The organism is Streptomyces sp. CA-243310 (assembly GCF_050936775.1).
Lineage (GTDB): Bacteria > Actinomycetota > Actinomycetes > Streptomycetales > Streptomycetaceae > Streptomyces.
On the sequence record NZ_JBNJMF010000002.1, the window covers coordinates 192,519 to 213,844 of the forward strand.

Here is a 21,326-nt window from a genome sequence, read left to right on the forward strand (position 1 = left end):
GACGGAGAAGACCGTACGGCTACGGTCCCGGTCGGGACCGATACCGGGACACGAGCCTCGGCGGCCCCGCCCACCTTGACGACAGGGCCTAACGCGGGGCGGTGTCGTCGGCAGGGAAGGCCGGCCCGTGGCCCGGAACGATGGTGTCGGCGGCGGCCAGGACCCGCAGTCGTGACGCCAGCAGCACGTCGTGGTCGGGGGCCACCGGGTCGTCCACCGGCCCGTTGGGGCGCCACCACAGGTCGCCCACGAACGCGGTGACACCGGACTCCGTGCCGACCAGCAGGGTGATGTCCTCGGCGCTGTGCCCCGGGGTGCGGATCAGCTTGAGCGAGGGGGTGAGTTCGTGGCCTTCCGCGTCGCGGTCGGTCCACTGGTCGTCACGGTAGACGGCCTTGTGGTCGTGCACGCGGGCCTGACCGAACAGGCCGACGTTCATGGTGTTGTCCGGGTGGTGGTGACTGAGGATCACATCGGTGATGTCGTCCGGGGCGAGGCCCAGATCGGCCAGGGGGCCAAGGATCCGATCACGGCCGGCCACCATGCCGGGGTCGACGATCACGTGGTGCTCGCCGTCGGTGACGTAGGAGACCGTGGCGGCTACTCCCGGGCCGGTGGACAGGGTGTAACCGGTGGTCAGGATCGTGTACTTGGCGCTGCGGCCGAGCGGTGCGTCTGTCATGGCCTCAATATTTCCGGGCGGGAGGGCTGCTCACGAGTGGCACATCTGCCACCGATCGCAGGATTGGTGCCAGACTGGGTGGATGCCCCCCTTCACAAGTGTCGCCGCGTACACACCGCCCGGAGTCGGCATGCTCGCGGTCGGCATCGTCACCGAGGTCTTCGGCCCGCACGGCGACACACTGCCCGGCTTCGACTTCGCCCTGTGCACCGACCGTCCCGGGCCGGTCCCCACCGACCTCGGTGTGCCACTCACCCTCACGCACGGCCTGGACCGGCTCGCCTCGGCCGATCTGGTGATCGCCCTGCCGTGGGCCGACTTTCGCACCCCGCCCGCTCCTGCGGTACTCGATGCGCTGTCGGCCGCGCACGAGCGCGGCTCACTGGTCGCGGCCCACTGTGTCGGCGCCTTCGCGCTCGCCGCCGCCGGTCTGCTCGACGGCCGACGGGCCACCACGCACTGGAGGTTCGCGCAACTGCTCGCCGACCGTCACCCCGAAGTCACCGTCGAACCCGACGCCCTGTACATCGACGAAGGCCGCGTCATCACGGGCGCGGGAGCCGCCGCCGGTTTCGACCTCTGCCTGCACCTGCTCAGGCGGGAACACGGAGCCGCTACGGCCAACGCCGTCGCCCGCGACATCGTGTTGCCCTCCCACCGCGACGGAGGGCAGGCACAGTACCTGGCCGCCCCCGCCCCCGAAGGATCCGGAGACGAACGACTCGCCGACGTACTCGCGTGGGCCCGCGAGAACCTCCACCAGCCGCTTCCCGTCACCGAACTGTCCGGGCGTGCCCTGATGAGCAAACGCTCCTTCGCCCGCCGCTTCACCGCCGCGACCGGCACCACCCCCCACGCCTGGCTGCGGAACCTGCGCCTGAGCACCGCCGAGGAACTCCTGGAGACCACGAGCCTGCCGGTCGAGGAGATCGCCCGTCGCGTCGGGTACGGAAGCGCGGCCGTCCTGCGCGAACAGTTCGTGCGCCGCCGGGGAGTACCGCCCCGCGCCTACCGCCGCGCCTTCACCAATGCGCCGTGATGCCGGAAGGAGTCGGCCCCGGTCGGGGCGAGCCCGCCGGTCACTCCGCAGGTACACGCCCACGGTGCCTGGGCCCTGTCGTCGAAGTGACGCCGGTATGGCCCGCCGCGGGCCCCCACCGCGGGCCAGGCGAGACTTCGACGACAGACCCTAGAGCCAGCGGCGCACCGTGCGGGTCAGCGCCGGGGGAAGGATGTCCCTGGCCAGGCGGCGGGCCAGCGGACTCCGCCGGGGCGGGGTGCGGCGCGACGGTACTGCCACGGGGGCGGGAACCGGCTCCTCGGCCGGGCCGGGGGCGGCCGTCTCGTGGCGGGAGCGGGGGTGCGGCGGGGGAACCGCCTTCTGGCCCGTGATCCTCATCAGGGGCGCGCCGGCGACCTCCTCCACCCCGTGCCACAGGTCATCGCGGCCGGCCAGGAACGCGGCCAGTTCCGTGCGCAGCGGTTCGGGGTCGTCCCACGTCGCGTACATCTTGTGCCGGGTGATGCACAGGACGTGCAACCGCCGCGCGTCGACGGCCCCCAGACGGCCGCCGCGACGCCCGGGCAGTGCTCCGCCCTGAAGTCGTCGAAGACGACGACCGCTCCGGGGGCGGCGAGCAGTCGTGAGGTGTCCACGTCCGTGCGCACGTGCGCGTACAGGTGGGAGGCGTCCACGTGAACGAAGCGGCAGGAGGCGGGCCGGACACGGTCGGGGAGGACCGCAGTCACCGCCTGCACCACCGTAGGCAACTCATCGTGGAACGCTCGGTAGTTGGCCTCGAATGCCCGGCGCGTCAGCGTGGCGTACGAGCGTCGCATCTCGTCGTCGTTGTTGTCGTCCTCGGCCGGGGAGTCGAAGAGGTCGCAGACCGTGAACTCCTCACCCTCCTTGAGGTATTCGCCGAGGAAGATGGCGCTCTTGCCCAGGTAGGCGCCGAGTTCCAGGAGGTCCCCGCCACCCGCCGGGTCGGCGTTCTGGCGGCTCAGGAACCAGTCGAAGAGGATCTGGTCGGCCGGCCAGAACCATCCCTTCACCTCGTCCAAGCGCGCGGGTGCGGGCAGGTTCGGGGGTTCTTCGGGCTGCGCAAGCGGTGCGGTCATGGAATGGACATCCCCGGGAGCGAAGTGGAACGGTCTGTCAATCGGTCTGTCCGGCGACGATGCGGGGTCCAGGTGACGGCACGGGGAACGGTTGCCGGCCGTGCGGCGGCACACGGACGCACGCTGATCGTCGAGGCGGAGGACGGACGCGACCGAGGCGGGTCGAAAGACGGACGACGAACGCCGCGAACCCGCCGGACCCCATGGCGTACGGAGCCGACAGCTCCCAGGGCGCGAGCGCCGCGTACACGCCGAGCGCGAAGCCACGCCTGCCGGGCGACCCGCGAAGGTGGACGGCTGTTAACCCGGCCCATCCGGGGCAAAAGGCCGATCACCGCCCCGGAGACCAAGGGAGTCCTCGCAGTGGACGTCTTCATCATCGGCATCACGGGCAAGATCGGCCGCCTGCTCGCGCAGGAGCTTCTCGCCAGGGGCGACACCGTCCACGGCCTCGTGCGCCGCGACGAACAGCGGACAGACCTCGCCACACAGGGCATCCGCGCCGTGGTCGGGGACCTCACCGATCTGTCGGTGACGGAACTGGCGGACGCCTTCGGCCATGCCGACGCCGTCGTCTTCACCGCCGGATCAAACGGCGGCAGTGCACGGATCACGAAGGCGATCGACGGCGACGGCGTCACCCAGGCGATCGAGGCGACCCGCCACGCGGGCATCCGGCGCCTCGCCCTGGTCTCCGTGCTCCCCGAGTCCTGGCGCGAGCGCGACCTCGACGACGAGGTCGAGTACTACTTCACCGTGAAGAAGCAAGCCGACATCGCCCTCAGCCGCAGCGACCTGGACTGGCTGATCCTCCGCCCGTCCCTGCTCACCGACGACCCCGGCATGGGCACCGTCTCCCTCGGCCCGGCCGAGTTCCACGGCCGGATCCCCCGCGCCGACGTCGTGTCCACCCTCGCCCAGCTCCTGCACGAGCCACACATCAGTCGACAGATCCTCGAACTCAACACCGGCTCCACGCCGATCCAGGACGCCGTCAAGGCCAACGTCCGCGCTCCGGATGGTCGCGCCCACGCCGAGCAAGCCCGTGCTCGCTCGGCGGAAGAGCAGTGACACGCCTTCGACCCACCGCTGAGCGGTGACGCCTACTGGCTGTCGTAGTGCTTCTGAGCGGCGAGGAGCTCGTCTCCGTGTTCGCCGAACCATCGGATGAGATCGGTCAGCGGTCCCGCCAGGCTGACACCGAGTTCCGTCAGACTGTAGGTGACCTGGGGCGGGGTGGTGGGCGCGACATGGCGGGCGACAAGCCCGGCCCGGGCCAGTGCCTTGAGGTTCTGCGAGAGCATCTTCTGGCTGATGCCACCGACTCGTGCATGCAGTTGGGCGAACCGGTGCGGGCCTGCGATGAGGGCCGACATGATCAGCGTTGCCCAGCGGCTCGTCGTCTGATCCATGATCGGCCTGAGTGGGCACTTGTTGTCGAAGGTGTCGTAGGCCAGGAGCCTGGCGGCTGCCGCGACCTGCTCTGTTTCCATCATGAAAGGAGCTTACAAATAAGTACGTACTTCCCAGCGGTAATTGAGTTTCCTACGGTGACTACTGCAAGCACCAACGTCTCAGGGAGCCACTGTGAGCAGCAACAAAGCACGTACGGCGATCGTCACCGGCGCGTCGAAGGGACTGGGCGCGGGAATCGCCAAGGCGCTGGCCGAGACCGGCGCAGCCGTCGTGGTGAACTACCGGGAGGATGCGAAGGGCGCCGAGCAGGTCGTCGCGGACATCACCGCCAAGGGCGGCCGGGCCATCGCGGTCCAGGCGGACGTAGCCGGCAGCGACGACGTGCGTCGCCTCTTCGACCGGGCACGCGAGGTGTACGGTCCGGTCGACGTGCTCGTGAACAACGCGGCCGTCGTCACGTTCGCGCCGGTGTCGGGCATCACCGAGGACGAGTTCCACCGCGAGATGAACACGAACCTGCTGGGCACCATCCTGACCACGCAGGCCCTGGCCGCTCAGGACGACATCGACGCCGCGTCGATCATCAACGTCTCGACGGCCGGCACGGTCACCCACCCTCCATACGCCTCGCTTTACGTTGCGTCCAAGAGTGCCGTCAACGCCTTCACCATCGTTGCGTCCAAGGAACTGGGCCCGCGCGGCATCCGAGTCAACGCGATCATGCCCGGGCCGTCGGACACCGAGGGCACCAGGGCCCTGGGATACGTCGGGTCGGATCAGGAGGCACAGGCGATTGCCACTACCCCCCTGGGCCGCACAGGCACCCCGGACGACTACGGTCCGCTCGTGGCCTTCCTGGCTTCCGACGACGCGCGCTGGATCACCGGGGACGTCATCCTCGCTTCCGGCGGCATGCGCTGACGCCTCCACCGCCGGGCCGTCCTGTCCACCGTTGCGAAGCGGGGTTCGACCGCCGAGGAGACAGCGCTGATGGACCGGTTGGCGCGGCTTTCCGCCGCCGAGCGCAAGCGGATCATCGACACGCGGGCGCTGCGCGCCGCGGATCAGGCCTGATGCCGAGGGCGGTGGCAGGGGCACCTCGCGCCGCCGGTGGGGAACCCGTCGTTCGCCGAGCTGCACTGTCACGATTCGAGTGACGAGGCAGCTCACAGCACCCTCCTCGGCGCGGCTTCGACGGGCTCCAGCCAGGTGGCCGTCAACCAACTCGCTCCACCGTCCCAGGCCTCGGCGAGCAGGGGCCATGCTCTTCGACCGCCGCCGTATGCGCTGAGGAGGCCCCACGGCGCGGCGGGGCGGGGGTCACCAGAGACGGCGTTACCGTGGCGACCATGACGGGAAGCGATGCCGACCGACGGTGGTCCGAATCCATGCCGGCGGCCTACGAGCAGTACCTGGTACCGGTGCTCTTCCAGCCCTTCGCCACGGATCTGGCCGCGCGAGCGGCGGCACTCCACCCCCGGCGGATCCTGGAACTGGCTGCGGGTACGGGTGCTTTGACGTCGCACCTGCTCGCGACGGCGCCGTCGGTCGAGGTGACGGCCACCGACCTGAACGGGGCCATGATCGCCCTCGGGTCGGTCCGCGCCCCGGGCGCGGTGTGGCAACAGGCCGACGCGCAGCGGCTGCCGTTCCCGGACGGATGCTTCGACCTGGTGGTCTGCCAGTTCGGCGTGATGTTCTTCCCCGACAGGGTCGGGGCCTTCACCGAGGCTCGTCGGGTGCTGGCCCCGGGCGGCCGGTTCCTGTTCAACACCTGGGGCCCGCTCAGCACACACGCCTTCGGCTCCGCGGTCCAGGCCGGACTGGAGCGGGCCTTCCCGGCCGACCCGCCACGGTTCCTCCCCACGGTCCCGCACGGCTACTGCGACCCCGCCGTCGTGGCCGCTGACCTTGCGGCGGCCGGGTTCGCCGTGGAGGAGGAGCAGGAACTGACGTTGGAGGGCCGGGCCGCGTCGGCCGTGGACCTTGCCACCGGGTTCCTCACCGGGACGCCGGTGCGCGCGGCCGTAGAGGAGCGCGGAGACGAGCCGGCCGTCCTGGCCACGGTCGTCGCGGAGATGACGGCCCGTCTGGGCGCAGGACCGGTTGCCGCCCCGATGACGGCATACGTCTTCCGTGCGGTGGCCTCGACACTCGATACGCCCGTGTCGAGGAGGACATGAGCCGACCTTGGCGGGGCTTGTAGCACGGGCGTTGCCTGCTGACCGGGTGTCGTTCGAGCGTGCGTTGCCACCTCACCGCGTATCCGGAGGACCGTCGTCCCGCGAGGCTGGTTCGCATCCAAGGCTCCCGGGGCCGGACTTCAAGAACCCGCGTCGTCCGCAGAAGCCGTACCCGCTGGTCCCGCGTTACCCGCGTTACCCGCGTTACCGGCGCCACCCGCGCATCGCGGACGATCAGTCCGCGTCCGAGTACGCCCTCGCCCCTCTCCTCTGCGGCTTCGAACGCCCTCCACCACGGGGCCGGACTTCCGCCCGGGCCGCCCGGGGCGGTCGGATCCCCGTGCCCTCGGGTGCGGGGGGCGTGGGGCTGGTCTAGCGTCGAAGGGGGAGGAATGGGCCGGCCCCGCCGGGCCGGTACCCCGAGCCCCGGAGAGCAGGTGCGTCGCATGCGCGCGTCGATCCGTACCGCAGGCGTCCTCGCCGGTCTGGCCCTCACACTCGGCGGCGGGGCCGTGGCCGCCCACGCCGCACCCGCGGACATCCCGGCCTGTACGAAGACTGCCGAGAGAACGGGCGTCCAGGTCACGGACGCCGTCACGACCGCCTGCACTCGTGGTGTGTCGGGAGACGTACAAGGGTGCGTGAACGGTCTCGCCTCCGCCGGTGTCCCGGGCGGCGCCGCGAACGGCGCATGCCGCGAGGCGGCCCACGAGCCGCGCTAGACCGCGCTTTCGGATCACCTCACGGACCAGCTGAAGGTAACCGCGCGGTGGAGTGGCAAGGCGGCATCCGACAGGGTCAATGCCGCACCCGAGGCCCGTCCCCGGAAAGTCGAGGAACGCGCCGAGCGGGCGCACCTCGTCGCAGAGCACCCGGAAGCGGCTCGGCGGCGCCATGAATCGGCTCTCGCGTGCGCCGTATCGGGTTCGTGATCACGACCCCGGGGACCGGCGCATCCGGCCCCGGAGACCGGACGGATCCGACCGGTCACGGTTGCCGGAGAACCCTGCCACAGAACCCGTGGCGCGTTGTCCTCCCGTGGGTCCGCGGTGGCGCCCGTGGGGCCGCGCGGTGGCGGCAGGCCGTCGGGCAGTGCGCTCACGTCACCAGGCGCAGTGACGTTCCCGCGATGCCCAGTCGTACGCTCTGGCCCCAGGTCAGTTCCAGGGTGTCGCTCTCCATCCCGTCGCCGAAGACCACCATCCGGTCCGATTCCACGGTCAGCCGCAGCTCCTGCCCCCGCCCCAACTCACCGGCGACCTTCGTCGTTCCGGTCGTGGGAGAGGGCCAGGCCTCGCGGACGAACCACAGGAGCCGCGGGTCGCACGGTGCGGGCAGCCCCGCGCGGCTGCCGCGCTCCAGCCACAGGGATCGCAGCCAGCCGGTGGCGCCCGTGCCGGTGCCCACCAGCACCCCGGAGGACGCCTGGGCCTCGCCCGGACCCGTCTCGCCGTCGGCGCCCAGGCGGTAGCGGGCCGTCTGGTGACCTGGCGGGCCCAGGTAGATCTCGTTCAGGGCGAGAAGGCGCTGGGTGTCGTCGGCGACGGCCTCGACCATGGTCAGCTCCTCTGCCCCGCCCCCTGCTGCGGTCGCCGCCCGCAGCAGGGCGGCCGCGTCGGCGCAGCGGTGACGGACCAGGACCCCCGGGTTGCGCCCCGGGTCGGTGTCGATGCCCACCACCGGCTGCCCGCGCAGATATTTCGCGGTGTTGGCGACCAGGCCGTCCTGGCCGACCACGACCACCACGTCCTCCGGTGCGAACAGGAAGCGGTCCAGGTCAGCCCGCTCCACCCGGGAGCTGCGCCAGGTGAGCGGTACCGCGGCCGCCACCTCCCGCAGCGCCAGCCGCGTGCGGTCGTGGCGGCGGACCACCTCGTCGATCGACCGGCCCCGGCTGGAGAGGAAGAACGCGGCCTGCCCGTGCGTCCCGTGCCGGGCGAGCAACTCCTCGTACTCGGTCCTGCGGTGCACGAGCACCGCCCGCGGGGCCAGGCTCACGCGCCCGCGCCGCCTTCCGGACGTCCGAGCCTGGTGAGGAGGCCGGTGAGGACGTCGGGAGAGAGCGTGATGCTCTCGATCCGCGGCAGGTTCTCCGCCAGCCGGGTCGCCGCCAGGGCGTGCAGCGTGCCCGTGCCGGCTTCGCCGTGCACGCGCAGCCAGGCTGCCTGGACCTCGGCGCGCGCGGCTCCCGTCTCGCGGGCCGCCTCGGCGTCCGCGCGGGCCAGCGTGACCTTCCGGGCCGCCTCGGTCTCGGTTTGGATGCCGTCCGCCGCCGCCTTCTCCTCGGCCTCGCGACGGGTGTTGGTGCCGCGCTGGTCGATCAGTTGCTCCTCGCGTCGTGCCAGTTCGATCTGGCTTGCCAGCTCGTTCTCGGCGATGGCGCGTTCACGCTCGACGGCGACGGCACGCCGTTCGTAGGTGGCCCGGTCAGCCTCCTGCTGTATCTGCTCGCGGGCCGGGGTGCGCAGGGCGCGCTCCACGTCGGCCTCGGGGCGGATCGCCACGACCCGCACGGCCACCACGTCGATACCGGTGGCCGGGAGCCTGGGCTCGTCGGCGAGACCGGTGGCGACCCGTTCCCGGACGGAGGCGACGCCGTCCACCAAGGCGACGGCCAGCGGGGTGCGGGCCAGTACGTCCAGCGCGTGCTGCTGGGCGGTCTCGGTGAGGAGAGTGGCGATCTGCTCCAGGGGCGCTCCGCGCCAGCTCCCGGTGTCCGGGTCGACGGAGAAGTCGAGTCGGTCCGCGGCCTCGGCCGGGTCGCTGATCCGGTAGGTGACGGTGGCCTGCACCGCGACGTCCTGGAAGTCGGAGGTACGGGCGTGGAACGCCATGGCCAGTTCCCGGTCGTCGACCGGCACTTCGGAAAGCGCCGCCGACAGCGACCGGTACCAGAAACTGAGCCCCCGCCCGTCGTGCGCGAGTCGGCCGCGCTTGTGGTGGCGGATGTGGGTGGTGGGCGCGGAGCGCAGATGACGCCAGCCGAAGCGCCGGGTGATGTCGGCCATGGCTAACCCCCTTCATTTCGTCAGTGAGACGATAACGAGGCGGACGCATATCGTCAAGGGGACGAAAAAGCGGGCATCAACGGATCACCGGGTTCGCCGGGTCACCGGGTCACCGGGTCACCGGGTCACCGCCAGGGAGTACGTCGCGTCGGTGGCGAGCAGGTCGCGGTGGGTGCCCTCGGCCGTGACGACCCCGTCGTCCAGGACGAGCACCCTGTCGGCCACGTCCAGCAGGGCCGGGCTGCTGGTGATGACGACGGTGGTTCGGCCCCGGCGCAGCTCCGCGACGTTGCGTGCGACGAGCTGCTCGGTGACCGCGTCCACGGCCGTCGTCGGGTCCCGCAGGACGAGCACGTCGGAGTCGGCGGCCAGGGCACGGGCCAGCGACAGCCGCTGGCGCTGCCCTCCCGAGAGGTTCGCACCGCGGTCACGGACCTCGTGGTCGAGTCCCTCCCGGTGCTGGGCGACGACGTCGGTCAGCATGGACGCCTCGACGGCTTCGGACACCGTCCGGCTGGTGCCGGAGGGGTCGATGTTCGTGCGGAGGGTTCCCGCGAAGATCTCCCCGTCGTACGGGTTCACCAGGATGTGCTCGCGGACCGCCTCGACCGACAGATCCGCGAGGTCCTGTCCGCCGAGCCGCACCGCTCCCTCGTACTCGGACGGCGCCACGTTCACGGCCAGGATCGAAGCGAGTTCGGCCGCCGCCCGTGGCTGGTAGGCCGTGATCGCCGTGAACTCGCCCGCCGGAACCCGGAACTTCAGCCCCTGGAGGGACTGGTACCGGACGCAGTCGACCTCCAGGTCCCCGCCGGGGGCCGGACGCGCCGTCCCGGAGACCGCGACCTGCGGGGCGGACAGGACCAGGGCCATCCGCTCCGCCGAAGCGCGCGCCATCATCACGTACTTGGGCATGTCCGAGAACAGCCGCAGCGGCTCCATGATGAACTGCGCCAGGCCCACCGCCATGACCAGCGCACCGATGCCGATCTGCCCGTCGAGGGCCAGCCAACCCGCCGTCAGGGTCACCGCGGTCGCGAGGGTCGCGTTCAGGCCCAGGGCCGTGCCCGCGTAGACGCCGTTCACGCGGGCGACGGTGATCGCCTGCTGCTTCGCCTCCGTGCTGACCTTCCGGTAGGAACGGAAGGCCGCCTGGTTGCCGCCGAAGCCGTGCAGCGGGCGCAGGCCGGTGATCAGGTCGGCGACCTTCGCGCCCGCCCGCGCCACCCGGGCCTGCTGTTCCTTGGTGCTGCTGCCGATCCGTTTGGACAGCACGCTGAGGGTCGACAGGATGGCGACCGCTCCGATCATGACCAACAGGCCGAGTCGCAGGTCGGCCATGCCCAGCGCGACCGCGGCGATCAGCACCGAGACCATGGAGCTGATCAGCATCGGCACGACCTCGACGATGTCGGCGGTCTGGTCGGCGTCCTCGGTGGCGATGGTGAGCAGCTCACCGGACTTGAGGTCGACGTCCCGGGCCACCGGCTGGAGGCCACAGGCCGAGACCCGCACCCTCCAGCGGTGGGCCTCGGTCGTGTTGGCCTTCTGCAGGATGCGCATGCCGAACCGCCACGACAGCGAGACGATCGTGATGATCACGGCGAGGGCCACGATCGACAAGGCGAGCGCGCCAGGGCTCCGCTCCCCGTCCATGGCGTGCTCGATGATCAGGCCGAGCGCGATGGGGAAGGCGGTCTCGCCGGCCTGGTACAGGCTCATGAGGACGGTGCCCCAGACCATGGCGCCGACGTTGCGGCGTACGGCGGTGCGGAGGATGTCGTATCCCGCGCGGCGGGACTTCCGGACGTCAGCAGGTGTCATCAAGGTGCGGGTCATCGCTTCGAGGGTTCGCGGGCGAGCAGATCATGGATGGTGAACGCGGGGCCGAAGGTCGGACGGCCCGGGATCGGGTGTATCTAACCGCCGTCTCGCCAGGCCCGCCAGAGCCGGGCGTAGCGACCGCCCAGGGCCACCAGCTCCTCGTGCGTTCCCTGCTCCACGACGCGTCCGGCGTCCAGCACGGCGATCCGGTCGGCCGCCACCGCCTGGGTCAGCCGGTGCGCCACCAACAGCGTGGTCCGGCCGGAGCAGGCGGCGAGTACGGCCCTTTCCAGCTCGGCGGCGCCCTCGCTGCCCGCCTCCGCCGTCGACTCGTCGAGCACCACCACGGGGGTCCGGCCCAACACCAGCCGCGCCAGCGCGATCTGGGCGACCTGGGTCCCGTCCAACCTCGCGCCGCCCTCGCCGACGTCGGTGTAAAGCCCCTCGGGCAGCGCTTCGACCCACTCGTCCGCGCCCACGGTACGCAGCGCGGTGAGCAGTTCGTGATCGGTGGCCTTCGGTGCGGCCAGCCGCAGGTCGTCGGCGAGCGGCCCGGAGAACACGTGGGTCTCCTGGGTCAGGATGCTCACCAGCGCCCTCGCGCCGGCCTCGTCCAGATCGGCGAGATCGGTCGAACCGACCCGCACCGACCCGGCTTGCGGGGTGCCGATACCGGCGATGAGCGCGGCCAGAGTGGTCTTGCCCGCGCCCGTCGCGCCGACCAGGGCCAGCGAGCCGCCCGCCGGGATCGTCAGGCTGACGTCCCGCAGAACCGGTTCCTCGGCGTCGGGGTAACCGAAGGTCAGCCCCCGCACCGTGACCGGGTGCGACGCGTCGTCCCCGCGCACGGCGGTGGAGTCGCCCACCAACCGACGTTCCTCCGAGGACTCCGCCAGCACTCCGACGAGGCGCGTCAGGCTCGCGCCGGACTTCTGGGCCTCGTCGAACGTGAACATGATCGCGCCCAGCGGTGTGAACAGGCGGTGGAACACCAGCGGAGCGGCCGACACCTCGCCGAGCGTGGCGGATCCGGTCTCCAGCAGGGCGTAGCCCACCACGAGGATCAGGGTCAGGCCGATGAACTCCGCGCGGTTCTCCCGGCCGACGAACCGGCCGAAGAGGTGGAACACCTCGACTCCGAGGTCCCGTACCCGCCGCGAGTCGTCGGAGACCTTCTCGCGGAAGGCCCCTTCCAGGCGGTGCGCCCGTACCGTCTCGATGCCGTTCAGGCCGCTGATCAGGGCTTGTGCCCGGTCGGCCTGGGCGATTCGCTGCTTGCGGTAGAGCGGGGCGGAGCGGGGGAGGTACCAGCGCAGGGCCAGCGCGTAGGTCGGCAGCGCACAGGCACCCGCCAGACCGAGCCTCCAGTCGAGCCCGAACATGCCGACCGTGGCGATGGCCACGAGCACTCCCGCGGAGAACACGGTGGGGATGGCGGAACGGATCCCCTTGGACAGGACGGCGACATCGTCGCCGACCCGGGAGAGGACGTCGCCGCGGCCCACCTGCTCGACCCGGGCGCTGGGCATGCCCAGTACGGCCCGGACGGCGCCTTCGCGCAGTTGCGCGAGCAGGTCGGCGCCGAGCCGCCCGATCAGGTAGGCCGAGACCGCGGTGGCCGCCGCGCCAAGCAGCGCGGCGGCCACCATCCACACCCCGATGGTGACCAGGACCGAACGCGGTTCGCCCCCGACCACGGCGTCGACCACCCGGCCGAGCAGCAGCACGGGAAGCATCTGGAGAGCCGCCCCGGCCACCGTGCCGAGTACGGCGGCGGACGTCAGCCAGGGCATGGTGCGGCAGTTGGCCGCCACCCATCGTGCTGCTTCACGTCCGGTCGTCGTACGCAGGGTGGCCGGGGCGATCCGAGTCCGCGTGGTGCTCACACCTGGCCGACCGACTTGACAAGCTCGTCGATCGCGAAGGGAAGGGAGGGCAGGGTGGCCTGCGACATGGCCGCACCGGCCGCCGGGCCCTCGCTGTCGAGCAGGTAGGACACCTTGTTGGCCTTGGTGACCTTCAGGTTGGCGAAGAGGTCGAACTTCTTCAGCGCGTCCGTGTCGGCCTTGTCGTTGATGACGAAGACGCGGTCGACGTCGACGAGGTCCATGCGCTCCGGGGAGAGCGCGGTGGAGAAGCCGGTGCCCGCGATCTTGTCGATCTCGGTCTGGCCCTTGAAGCCCATGCCGGTCAGGAGCTGACCGCGCACGTCGGTGGTGGTGAAGGGATTGACCGCGTTCTTGTACCAGGACAGCGAGACGGCGGTCTGGCCGGCGAACTCCGGGTGCGCCTTCTTGACCGAGGCGAGCTTGTCCTGGATGCCCCGGACCATGGCCTTGCCCTCATCGGCCTTGCCGAGCGCCTTGGCGATGTGGAGGGCGTTGTCCTGCCACGGTGCGCTGAACGGCTCCTTCTCGGTCTTCGTGCGGCCGACCGTCGGGGCTATCTTCGAGAGCTTTGTCGTAGGCGGCCTTGTCGATCTCGGAGTAGACCGCGATGATCAGGTCGGGGCGCAGGGCGGCGATCTTCTCGAAGTTGGGGCCGTTGTCACCGTTGTTCATGATGACCTCGGGCTTGGTGTCGCCCCACTTGTCCTTCACCCAGGGCCACTGGGTGTTGATGTCGGGGCTCTGGCCGGCCGGGTTCGGGTACTGGTCGACCATGCCGACCGGCTTGATGCCGAACGCGAGGATGTTCTGGTCGTCGGTGTAGCCGACGGACACGACCCGCTGAGGGGCCTTCTTGACCTCGGTGGATCCGAACGCGTGCTCCACGGTGACCGGGAACGCACCGGCGGCGGGGGCGTTGGCGCCGTCGTCCTTCTTGTCCTTGTCCGCCGAGTCGGAACCGCATCCGGCAAGGAGGCCTACGCCGAGAGCCGCGGCGGACACGCCTGCCGCCAGCCGCTGCCAGGGCTTGGTACGTGTCGTTCGGTCGAGGAGCATCCTGTAGTCCCTTGCTTTCGTGCTGTCCGCTGCGGCCCCGTGTACGGGCAGGCGGACCGCGCCCCGGGGAAGTGAGGTGAGCCTAGCCTAAGTCGCCGCGTTCCGGTTTGGGTTGCCCGCCCCGTGGACATGGGTCCGGCCGATGGGCACGACGAGCGGCCGGTCGCCCACCGGATCCTCGATCACCATGGCACGCAGACCGAACGCCTCCAGCAGCAGTTCGGCGCTCAGCACGTCGCGCGGGTGGCCCTGCGCCAGGACCGAACCCGCCTTCATCACGATCAGGTTGTCGCTGTAGCGCGCGGCCAGGTTGAGGTCGTGCAGCACCATGACCACCGTGCATCCCGACTCGTGCAGGTCGTCGACCAGGTCGAGCACGTCGACGGCGTGCGCCAGGTCGAGGTAGGTCGTGGGCTCGTCGAGCAGCAGCAGGTCGGTGCCCTGAGCGAGGGTCATCGAGATCCAGACCCGTTGCCGCTGCCCCCCGGACAGCGCGTCGACGGGGCGGTCGGCCAGGTCGGCCACCCCGGTCATGGCCAGCGCGCGCTCCACGACGTCGGCGTCGTCCGAGGACCACTGCCGCAGCCAACTCTGGTGCGGATGGCGGCCCCTGGCCACGAGGTCGGCCACCGTGAGCCCCTCCGGGGCCACCGGCGCCTGCGGCAGCAGGCCGAGCTTCTTCGCCACGTCCCTGGTCCGGAGCCGGGCGATGTCCTCACCGTCCAGCACCACCGATCCGCTGGTCGGCTTGAGCAGTCGCGAAAGGGTCCTCAACAGGGTTGATTTGCCACAGCCGTTGGGGCCGATAATGGTGGTCACCACACCCTGCGGGATCGTCACGTCCAGCGCGTCGATGACGGTCCGATCGCCGTACCCGACCGTGACGCCCTTGGCCGCCAGGCGCGGAACGCCTTCGACCCCGGACTCGACCCCGGCGACGTACTGAACAACCATGACCCCCCCCTTATTTAGGCTTGCCTAACCTTTCTATCACCTAGCGGCGGTTCGCCCGCACCAGGAGGTGGATGAGGAAGGGTCCGCCGATCGCGGCGGTGATCACGCCGACGGGCAGGGTGACGGGCAGTACCGTGCGGGCGACCAGGTCCGATCCGATCAGCAGCAGGGCCCCCACCACGGCGGACGCCACCAGCGGCGGTGTGGGGCACTTCGTCAGACGGATCGCCACCTGCGGCGCCACCATGGCGACGAACGGAACCGGCCCCGCCGCGCTCACCGCGAAGCCGGCCAGGAGCACCGCACAGAGCAGCAGGACGGCCCGCACCAGCGAGTAACGGACGCCGAGGCCGGCCGCCACGTCGTCGCCGAAGTGCAGCGGCTTGAACTGGAAGGCGACGCACGTCACGACGACGGCGAGGATCATCGTGCCCCAGAGAGCGACCCACACCTCGTCCCATGACCGGTTGTCCAAGGAGCCGACCAGCCACGCCTGGGCCCTCGCCACGTCCCGGATGTCCGCGGTGACCAGCAGCCAGGTCGTGATCGCCTCCATCACGGCGCTCACACAGAGGCCGATGAGGATGAGCCGGAAGCCGTCGACCCCGCGCCGCCACGCCAGGAAGTACACCAGCAGGCCCGTGGAGAGGCCGCCCGCGAGCGCCGCTCCCGACAGACCCACGGAGCTGACGACCGCCGCGCCGGCTCCGCCCGACACCGTCACCAGCAGGACCGCGACCGTACCGGCGCCTCCGGTGATTCCCAGGATGTCCGGACTGGCCAGCGGATTGCGCGCGATGGACTGCGTGATCGCCCCGGACATCCCCAGCGCGACGCCCACGACGAGTCCGGCCAGGGCCCGCGGCATGCGCAAGTCCATGATCACGAACTGGTCGACCTGCTCGCCCCCGCCGAAGAGCGTGGCAACCACCTGCGGCAGTCCGAGGGGGAAGTCCCCCAGGGCGATGGACAGGCAGAACACCAGGAAGGTCGCCGCCATCAGCGCCAGTGTGACCAGCACGATCCGGGGCCGCCATACGAAAGAGACCCGGCCGAGCCGCACGCCCGGCGCCACCGTCCGCTTCACCACTGTCACGTTCATGCGCTCTTGAACTTTCCCCGCCACACCAGGATCGCGAAGAACGGGGCGCCGAGGAGAGCGACGAGGACTCCCGCGTCCAGCTCACCCGGCCGCACCACGACGCGCCCCACGATGTCGCAGATCAGAAGGACGGCAGCGCCGAGCAGACCCGCGTACGGCACCAGCCAACGGTAATCGGGTCCGGCGAGGTACCGGGCCACGTGCGCCACCATCAGTCCGAGGAACGCGATGGGGCCGCACGCCGCCGTGGCCGCGCCCGCCAGCAGGGTGATGGCGACGATGCCGACGGTGCGGATCAGGGCGATGTTCACACCCAGTCCGCGGGCCACGTCGTCGCCGAGGTTGAGCAGGTTGACGGAGGGCAGGGTGGCCAGCGCCAGAACCAGCCCGACCACGATGAACGCGGTCACCGGCCAGATGACGCCGAACCCGACGCCGGCCACCGAACCGGCGTTCCAGAACCGCAGCGCGTTCAGTGCCGCCTTGTCCGACAGCGCGACCGCCGTCGTCATCGCCATGAGGAACACCGTGACTCCCTGACCGGCCAGAGCGAGCGTCAGCGGATTGCCGGCGCCCCGGCCGATGCTCGACAGCCCGAACACGACGACGCCGGCGAGCCCGGCGCCCACGAAGGCGAACCAGACGTACTGGAACGGATCGGTGAGCCCGAACAGGGAGATCGCCGACACGACGGCGAACGAGGCTCCGGTGTTCACGCCCAGCAGGCCCGTGTCCGCGATGGGATTGCGCGTGTATCCCTGGATCAGCGCACCGCCGACGCCCAGCGCGATGCCCGCCACGATCGCGAGCACCGTCCGCGGCACGCGGACGGTCTGCATGATGAGTCGGGCTTCCGAGGCCTTCTGGTCGAGGTCCGGCCCCGCGAACAACCCGTGCCACGCTTCCCCGGGACCGAGCGCACGCGCGCCGACCGCGAGAGAGGCCACTGTTGCGACCACGAGGACCGCGACCATGACGCCCAGACCCGCGATCCGCCGCCGCCGGGCCTCCGCGATCCGGGAGGGCGCGGGACGTTCAACCGTGATCGTTCCCATGTCGACGTGGGTCATCCCTTGCATCCCGCGCGTATGACGGGCCGCCCGGGCACCTCGCGCCCGTCAACGAACGGGACGCCGGCTCGGCGGCGAGTACCAGAGTGCACGGACGTTCCTTTTTCCTGGGTGAGCTGGATGCACACGACGACCGTGCACGCCGGTGCGAAGCACCGCCGGCACGGCAGTAGGCCAGGATAGACCGGCTGAACAGGCGGCCGGTCGGGAGCGTCTTCGACTCCCCCCACGACCTGCCGGCCCGGTCGGGCACGGCCTGAGGTTCCGGTCGTGGAGCGAGTCGGGCATCTCGCCGGGCCGCAGCTCGGCCATGGCGCGCGTTCGCACAGGGCGGGCCGCCCGCCGACCCGTCCTCTCCCGGCCGGGTCCGGCTCGGGGGAAGACGGACCGGTTCTGCCTGACCGGCTCGGGAGCAACGAAGTCAGACCGAAACCCGCACTCATCCGGGTAGGCCGGACATAGCCTCGGGTGATGACCGCGACCCACGACACGACGTACGCGTTCCGCGCCGCCCGCCCCGAGGACGCCGAGGCCATCGCTGCCATCGACGGCTCCTTCACCACCAGCACCGTCTTCGAAGTGGCCGTGGCCGCCGACGGATTCACCCTGCGTGAGGTGGCAGTGGACCCGCCGCTGGTCAAGGTGTTCCCCGAGGACGACGACGGCCACGGGGCGGAGGAGGAGGACGAAGACCGAGGTGCTTTCGTGGCCGTGGCCGCCGACGGCGGGGTCGCCGGCTTCGCCGCCGTCTCCTACTCCCCGTGGAACCGGCGGCTGACCATCGAGGACATCGAGGTCGCCCCCGGCCACCGGGGCCGGGGCATCGCCCGGGCACTGATGGGACATGCCGTGCACTTCGCCCGGCAACGGGGCGCCGAGCAGATCTGGTTGGAGGTGACCAATGTCAACGCCCCGGCCATCCATGCCTACCGGCGCCTGGGTTTCGCGTTCTGCGGCCTGGACACCAGCCTCTACCAAGGCACCGGGTCGGAGGGCGAGCAGGCGCTCTACATGAGCATGCCCTGCCCTTGAACGGACGGCCGACGGAGCGGGGGCGGGGCGCACGGGAGGCACCGTCCGCCCGGCGCGACCGTGACAGTCGGCAGCCGAGCAACCTCCCCCGACCAGTCCGGCGGCCGGCGCCTCCCACCTACGGAAACAGCTGCTTACGCAGGACCGTCTTCCTCAGCCATTCACAGGTCGGCGATCAGGGCATACCGTTCGTCGTCCACCGAACCACCCCACAACTCCGGCTCGTTGCTGAGCGGTTCGATTCGCACGCGTGCGACGAGGGGGCGCACGGCCGAGGCAAGGTCTTCGGCTCCGATTCCGCCGTTCCACGGCAGCGATTCAGCGCCCGCCACATACGGAACGTCGCTCTGGCCGGCCTCACGCCAACGCCCCTCGACCAACACCAGCCGGCCTCCCGGCCGCAACCGTGTCACCCATTCACGCAATGCGGCCTCCGGGTCCGGCAGGGTCCACACCAGATGCCGCGACAACACGACGTCGAACCGCTGCTCCCCCGTGGGGAGCCTCAAGGCGTCACCGACCAAGAACCGGCCGTCCAGTCCGGCAGTCTGCAACTTCGCGCGCGCCTGTTCCACCATGCGGGGCGCCAGATCCACCCCGGTCAGCCGGTGCCCGGCCTGCGACAACAGCAACGACACCGACCCGGTGCCACAGCCGATGTCGAGCACGTCGGCCGGGCTGTCAGGCATCACGGAGCCCAGAAGTCGGGCCCACGCCGCTCGGGTGTTGCCGTCGCTCATCCCGTGATCGGGCTCCTCGTCAAAGGTCGCCGCAGCGGCATCCCAGTAGGCAGTGATCAACGCAGTACGGTCAGTCATCTCCCCATGCTCGCAGCAGCCACCGACAGGCCAAACACCAAACACGGAATGCGGGTTCAGGCCACCGATTCCTGCGCGGCGAACAACCGCTGTCGCGAGACCGCCTGCCTCCCCTGCGCAACCACACGTGTGTGCCGGGCGGCTGGCGGGCTGCCCGGCACACGGTCATTGCGGCTTCGGCTGCCGCCCCTTCACGGGCGGCAGCCGTGGACCTGGTTAGCGGCGGCGGCCCCAGGACTCGGTGTCGACGGTGCGGCCGCGGTCGTCGCGCAGGGTGGCGGTGTCGGCGCGGTTGCCCCAGATGTATTCGCGCTTGCCCTGGAAGACGTCGGTGCGGGAGTCGCGGCCGGTCCCGGTGTGGACGCGGATGGTGCCGCGGCCGGCGATGCGGATGTCGTGGAAGCGGTAGCGGTTGCCGTCGGCGTCGCGCAGGGTCCAGCCGCGGAGGTTGACGGGCTGGCGGGTGGTGTTGCGGATCTCGACCCACTCGTTGTTCAGGGAGCGGTTGGAGTGGTCGTCGCGTCCGGGGCTGTCGGCCTGGACCCGGCTGATCTCCACCCGCGGTTGCTGGTGGCCCCGGTCCGCTGCCGTCGCGGGAAGCGCGGCGGCGGAGACGATGGCACCGGCGGCGAGGACGGTCGCGGCGACACGACGAACGTTCGACGAAGCAGACATGAAGTGATGTCCCCTCAAGAACAGGCCTTCACCCGCCGATACGAATCACGTACCGGATTCGGGTGCCCGGCCCGTCGATGGGCCGATGACCCACACTCTCGACCCGCCACTCGACCCACCGCAGCCCCCGACGTGGCCGGTTACCGACCACGGACATTCCCGTCACCCTCGCCTGCGCCCTACACACACTCCACATGATCGTGCCCCTGACATTCACTGACCGTTACACCCACCCAAGGCCCGCATGGTCCGGTCGATCAATGCACCCCGGCGCACCACCGGGCGCACTCATCCCTTCGCAACCCAACCGGAGCAACAAATTCCGTAACGGTCGTTCTGCGGAATTCTTCGCACAGGGGCACGAAGAGCGCTCTTCGGAACGATTGTGGCGACGCGCCATCGACGAACAGGAGCTTTACGGGCTGCTGTTCATCGCGGCCGGCTTGGGTGGCGACGCCGTCACCCGTGCCCCAGCCCCCTGATCGACCCGGGGCACGGCTGCGAGCCCCCGCCCGGCGCTGTTGTTGCCCACCGACGGCGAGCTCCCGCCGCGGTTCGGACGTACGGTCGCGCGGGCGGCCGGCTCTGCTGTCACACACTCTGTTGTCACATGGCGACGGGGGATGCGCTCTCCCGACGCACACCGTCGACCCTTTGGAATCCCATGATCCTCCCCAAAGACCGCGATCCCCGCTTCATCACCATCCGCCGTGGGGGGACGCTCACGGACTCCGACCACCGGCTCCTGGCCCTGTGGGCCGCCGCGTGCGCGGAGCACGTTCTGCACCTCTTCGAGTCGGAGCGGCCTTCGGACCCGCGTCCCCGCACGGCGATCGAGCAGATTCGGGCGTGGGCGGGCGGCGAGATCAACATGTCCCAGTCCCGAGCGGCAGGTGGCCATGCCATGGCTGCGGCCAGGGAGTTGAGCGGAGCGGGTCGTCACGCCGCATACGCGGCCGGCCAGGCGGCAGTGGTGGCGCATGTCGCCGCACACGAACTCGGCGCCGCGGCCTACGCGATCAAGGCCGTGCGTGCGACGGTTCCTCGACCGGAGGGCGAGAACGTCGGCCGGATCGAGTGCCGTTGGCAGCGAGCACAGCTCCCGGATGCGATTCGTGAACTCGTCCTGGATGACCAGCGGTTGCGGAACGAGATCTGCTGGTCGGTCTTCGACTGTGACGGGCCTGACGGGCCTGACGGATTCTGCCTGCCCGGTTTGGACGCATGACCCGGGTACGGCTTCTCCCCCGGAGGTGACGACGTCCCCGGCTCGAACAGGCGGCCGGGGACGTGCGCCCAATACGGCACGAGACGCCCTCACCGTTCCAGCGAGGGGGCTCCGCGTTTCCTGCGCCTTTCGCCCATCGCTCGGAAGTGGGCTCACCGCGGCATCAAATGGGCGGCAGCACCTCGCCGCCGGGCCGCGCGGGTGCACCTGGATCCGTCGACTGATCGCAGTGGGACGGTCCAGCCCGATGGGGGTGAAGGGCCTCGTT

19 protein-coding genes and 3 pseudogenes are annotated in these 21,326 nt (G+C 70.6%); 9 read left to right on the top strand and 13 right to left on the bottom strand.

Features of this window, described 5'->3' with window-relative positions:
* Window positions 1–88 precede the first annotated feature (88 nt).
* Complete coding sequence (locus tag ACQEVM_RS18355; RefSeq protein WP_433080353.1) at window positions 89–682, bottom strand: MBL fold metallo-hydrolase; 594 nt, start codon at window positions 680–682, stop codon at window positions 89–91.
* An 82-nt stretch (window positions 683–764) separates the two neighbouring features.
* Between ACQEVM_RS18355 and ACQEVM_RS18360 the strand changes: the two genes are divergently transcribed.
* On the top strand, window positions 765–1,721 hold the full coding sequence (locus ACQEVM_RS18360) for a GlxA family transcriptional regulator (protein ID WP_433080355.1): 957 nt from the start codon (window positions 765–767) through the stop codon (window positions 1,719–1,721).
* 150 nt (window positions 1,722–1,871) lie between these two features.
* On the opposite strand, the pseudogene ACQEVM_RS18365 reads toward ACQEVM_RS18360, so the two are convergent.
* A pseudogene (locus ACQEVM_RS18365) lies at window positions 1,872–2,803 on the bottom strand (class I SAM-dependent methyltransferase).
* 363 nt (window positions 2,804–3,166) lie between these two features.
* On the opposite strand from ACQEVM_RS18365, the gene ACQEVM_RS18370 reads away from it, so the two are divergent.
* On the top strand, window positions 3,167–3,874 hold the full coding sequence (locus tag ACQEVM_RS18370) for an SDR family oxidoreductase (protein ID WP_433080357.1): 708 nt from the start codon (window positions 3,167–3,169) through the stop codon (window positions 3,872–3,874).
* Between the two features lie 32 nt (window positions 3,875–3,906).
* On the opposite strand, the gene ACQEVM_RS18375 is transcribed toward ACQEVM_RS18370, so the two are convergent.
* Window positions 3,907–4,299 carry a winged helix-turn-helix transcriptional regulator gene (locus tag ACQEVM_RS18375; protein WP_433080359.1) on the bottom strand — a complete coding sequence of 131 codons (393 nt, stop codon included), beginning with the start codon at window positions 4,297–4,299 and terminating at the stop codon, window positions 3,907–3,909.
* Between the two features lie 91 nt (window positions 4,300–4,390).
* Between ACQEVM_RS18375 and ACQEVM_RS18380 the strand changes: the two genes are divergently transcribed.
* The 4 genes and pseudogenes from ACQEVM_RS18380 to ACQEVM_RS18395 all read left to right on the top strand — a co-directional run bounded on the left by ACQEVM_RS18380 (window position 4,391) and on the right by ACQEVM_RS18395 (window position 7,124).
* Window positions 4,391–5,140 (top strand): SDR family NAD(P)-dependent oxidoreductase, encoded by a 750-nt coding sequence (locus tag ACQEVM_RS18380; RefSeq protein ID WP_433080361.1) that lies wholly within the window; start codon window positions 4,391–4,393, stop codon window positions 5,138–5,140.
* Between the two features lie 12 nt (window positions 5,141–5,152).
* Window positions 5,153–5,260: pseudogene (locus ACQEVM_RS18385) on the top strand (MerR family transcriptional regulator); the annotation flags it as partial.
* Window positions 5,261–5,568: 308 nt separating this feature from the next.
* Window positions 5,569–6,402 carry a class I SAM-dependent methyltransferase gene (locus ACQEVM_RS18390; RefSeq protein WP_433080363.1) on the top strand — a complete coding sequence of 278 codons (834 nt, stop codon included), beginning with the start codon at window positions 5,569–5,571 and terminating at the stop codon, window positions 6,400–6,402.
* A 446-nt stretch (window positions 6,403–6,848) separates the two neighbouring features.
* The gene (locus tag ACQEVM_RS18395) at window positions 6,849–7,124 is read left to right on the top strand and encodes a hypothetical protein (protein ID WP_433080365.1); all 276 of its coding nucleotides are present in this window, start codon (window positions 6,849–6,851) and stop codon (window positions 7,122–7,124) included.
* Between the two features lie 376 nt (window positions 7,125–7,500).
* Here ACQEVM_RS18395 and ACQEVM_RS18400 read toward each other — a convergent pair whose 3' ends face one another.
* The 8 genes and pseudogenes from ACQEVM_RS18400 to ACQEVM_RS18435 all read right to left on the bottom strand — a co-directional run bounded on the left by ACQEVM_RS18400 (window position 7,501) and on the right by ACQEVM_RS18435 (window position 17,305).
* Entirely contained in the window at window positions 7,501–8,400 is a 900-nt protein-coding gene (locus tag ACQEVM_RS18400) for a hypothetical protein (RefSeq protein ID WP_433080367.1), read from the bottom strand.
* Window positions 8,397–9,410, bottom strand: coding sequence for an SPFH domain-containing protein (locus ACQEVM_RS18405; protein WP_433080369.1), 1,014 nt, complete (start codon window positions 9,408–9,410; stop codon window positions 8,397–8,399). Before ACQEVM_RS18405 ends, ACQEVM_RS18400 begins: the two co-directional genes overlap by 4 nt.
* A 117-nt stretch (window positions 9,411–9,527) precedes the next feature.
* Window positions 9,528–11,249: an ABC transporter ATP-binding protein gene (locus ACQEVM_RS18410; protein WP_433080371.1), complete on the bottom strand. Its 1,722-nt coding sequence runs from the start codon at window positions 11,247–11,249 to the stop codon at window positions 9,528–9,530.
* 80 nt (window positions 11,250–11,329) lie between these two features.
* On the bottom strand, window positions 11,330–13,120 hold the full coding sequence (locus ACQEVM_RS18415) for an ABC transporter ATP-binding protein (RefSeq protein ID WP_433080373.1): 1,791 nt from the start codon (window positions 13,118–13,120) through the stop codon (window positions 11,330–11,332).
* Window positions 13,117–14,179 (bottom strand): annotated as a pseudogene (locus ACQEVM_RS18420) (iron-siderophore ABC transporter substrate-binding protein). The gene ACQEVM_RS18415 and the pseudogene ACQEVM_RS18420 overlap by 4 nt, the downstream one beginning before the upstream one ends.
* Window positions 14,180–14,266: 87 nt before the next feature.
* Complete coding sequence (locus ACQEVM_RS18425) at window positions 14,267–15,133, bottom strand: ABC transporter ATP-binding protein (protein WP_433080375.1); 867 nt, start codon at window positions 15,131–15,133, stop codon at window positions 14,267–14,269.
* 40 nt (window positions 15,134–15,173) lie between these two features.
* Window positions 15,174–16,235 (bottom strand): FecCD family ABC transporter permease, encoded by a 1,062-nt coding sequence (locus ACQEVM_RS18430; protein WP_433080377.1) that lies wholly within the window; start codon window positions 16,233–16,235, stop codon window positions 15,174–15,176.
* Window positions 16,232–17,305 (bottom strand): FecCD family ABC transporter permease, encoded by a 1,074-nt coding sequence (locus ACQEVM_RS18435; protein ID WP_433080379.1) that lies wholly within the window; start codon window positions 17,303–17,305, stop codon window positions 16,232–16,234. The genes ACQEVM_RS18430 and ACQEVM_RS18435 overlap by 4 nt, the downstream gene beginning before the upstream one ends.
* Before the next feature lie 471 nt (window positions 17,306–17,776).
* On the opposite strand from ACQEVM_RS18435, the gene ACQEVM_RS18440 reads away from it, so the two are divergent.
* Window positions 17,777–18,337 carry an N-acetyltransferase family protein gene (locus ACQEVM_RS18440; RefSeq protein ID WP_433080381.1) on the top strand — a complete coding sequence of 187 codons (561 nt, stop codon included), beginning with the start codon at window positions 17,777–17,779 and terminating at the stop codon, window positions 18,335–18,337.
* Window positions 18,338–18,498: 161 nt separating this feature from the next.
* Here ACQEVM_RS18440 and ACQEVM_RS18445 read toward each other — a convergent pair whose 3' ends face one another.
* Window positions 18,499–19,155, bottom strand: coding sequence for a class I SAM-dependent methyltransferase (locus ACQEVM_RS18445; RefSeq protein ID WP_433080383.1), 657 nt, complete (start codon window positions 19,153–19,155; stop codon window positions 18,499–18,501).
* A 216-nt stretch (window positions 19,156–19,371) separates the two neighbouring features.
* Window positions 19,372–19,830 carry a lamin tail domain-containing protein gene (locus ACQEVM_RS18450; protein WP_433080385.1) on the bottom strand — a complete coding sequence of 153 codons (459 nt, stop codon included), beginning with the start codon at window positions 19,828–19,830 and terminating at the stop codon, window positions 19,372–19,374.
* Between the two features lie 194 nt (window positions 19,831–20,024).
* Here ACQEVM_RS18450 and ACQEVM_RS18455 point away from each other — a divergent pair, with 194 nt between their 5' ends.
* Together ACQEVM_RS18455 and ACQEVM_RS18460 are read left to right on the top strand one after the other, a co-directional pair.
* A complete protein-coding gene (locus ACQEVM_RS18455; protein ID WP_433080387.1) occupies window positions 20,025–20,312 on the top strand; it encodes a hypothetical protein in 288 nt (95 codons plus the stop codon).
* A gap of 182 nt (window positions 20,313–20,494) precedes the next feature.
* On the top strand, window positions 20,495–21,058 hold the full coding sequence (locus ACQEVM_RS18460; RefSeq protein ID WP_433080389.1) for a putative immunity protein: 564 nt from the start codon (window positions 20,495–20,497) through the stop codon (window positions 21,056–21,058).
* Window positions 21,059–21,326: the final 268 nt, after the last annotated feature.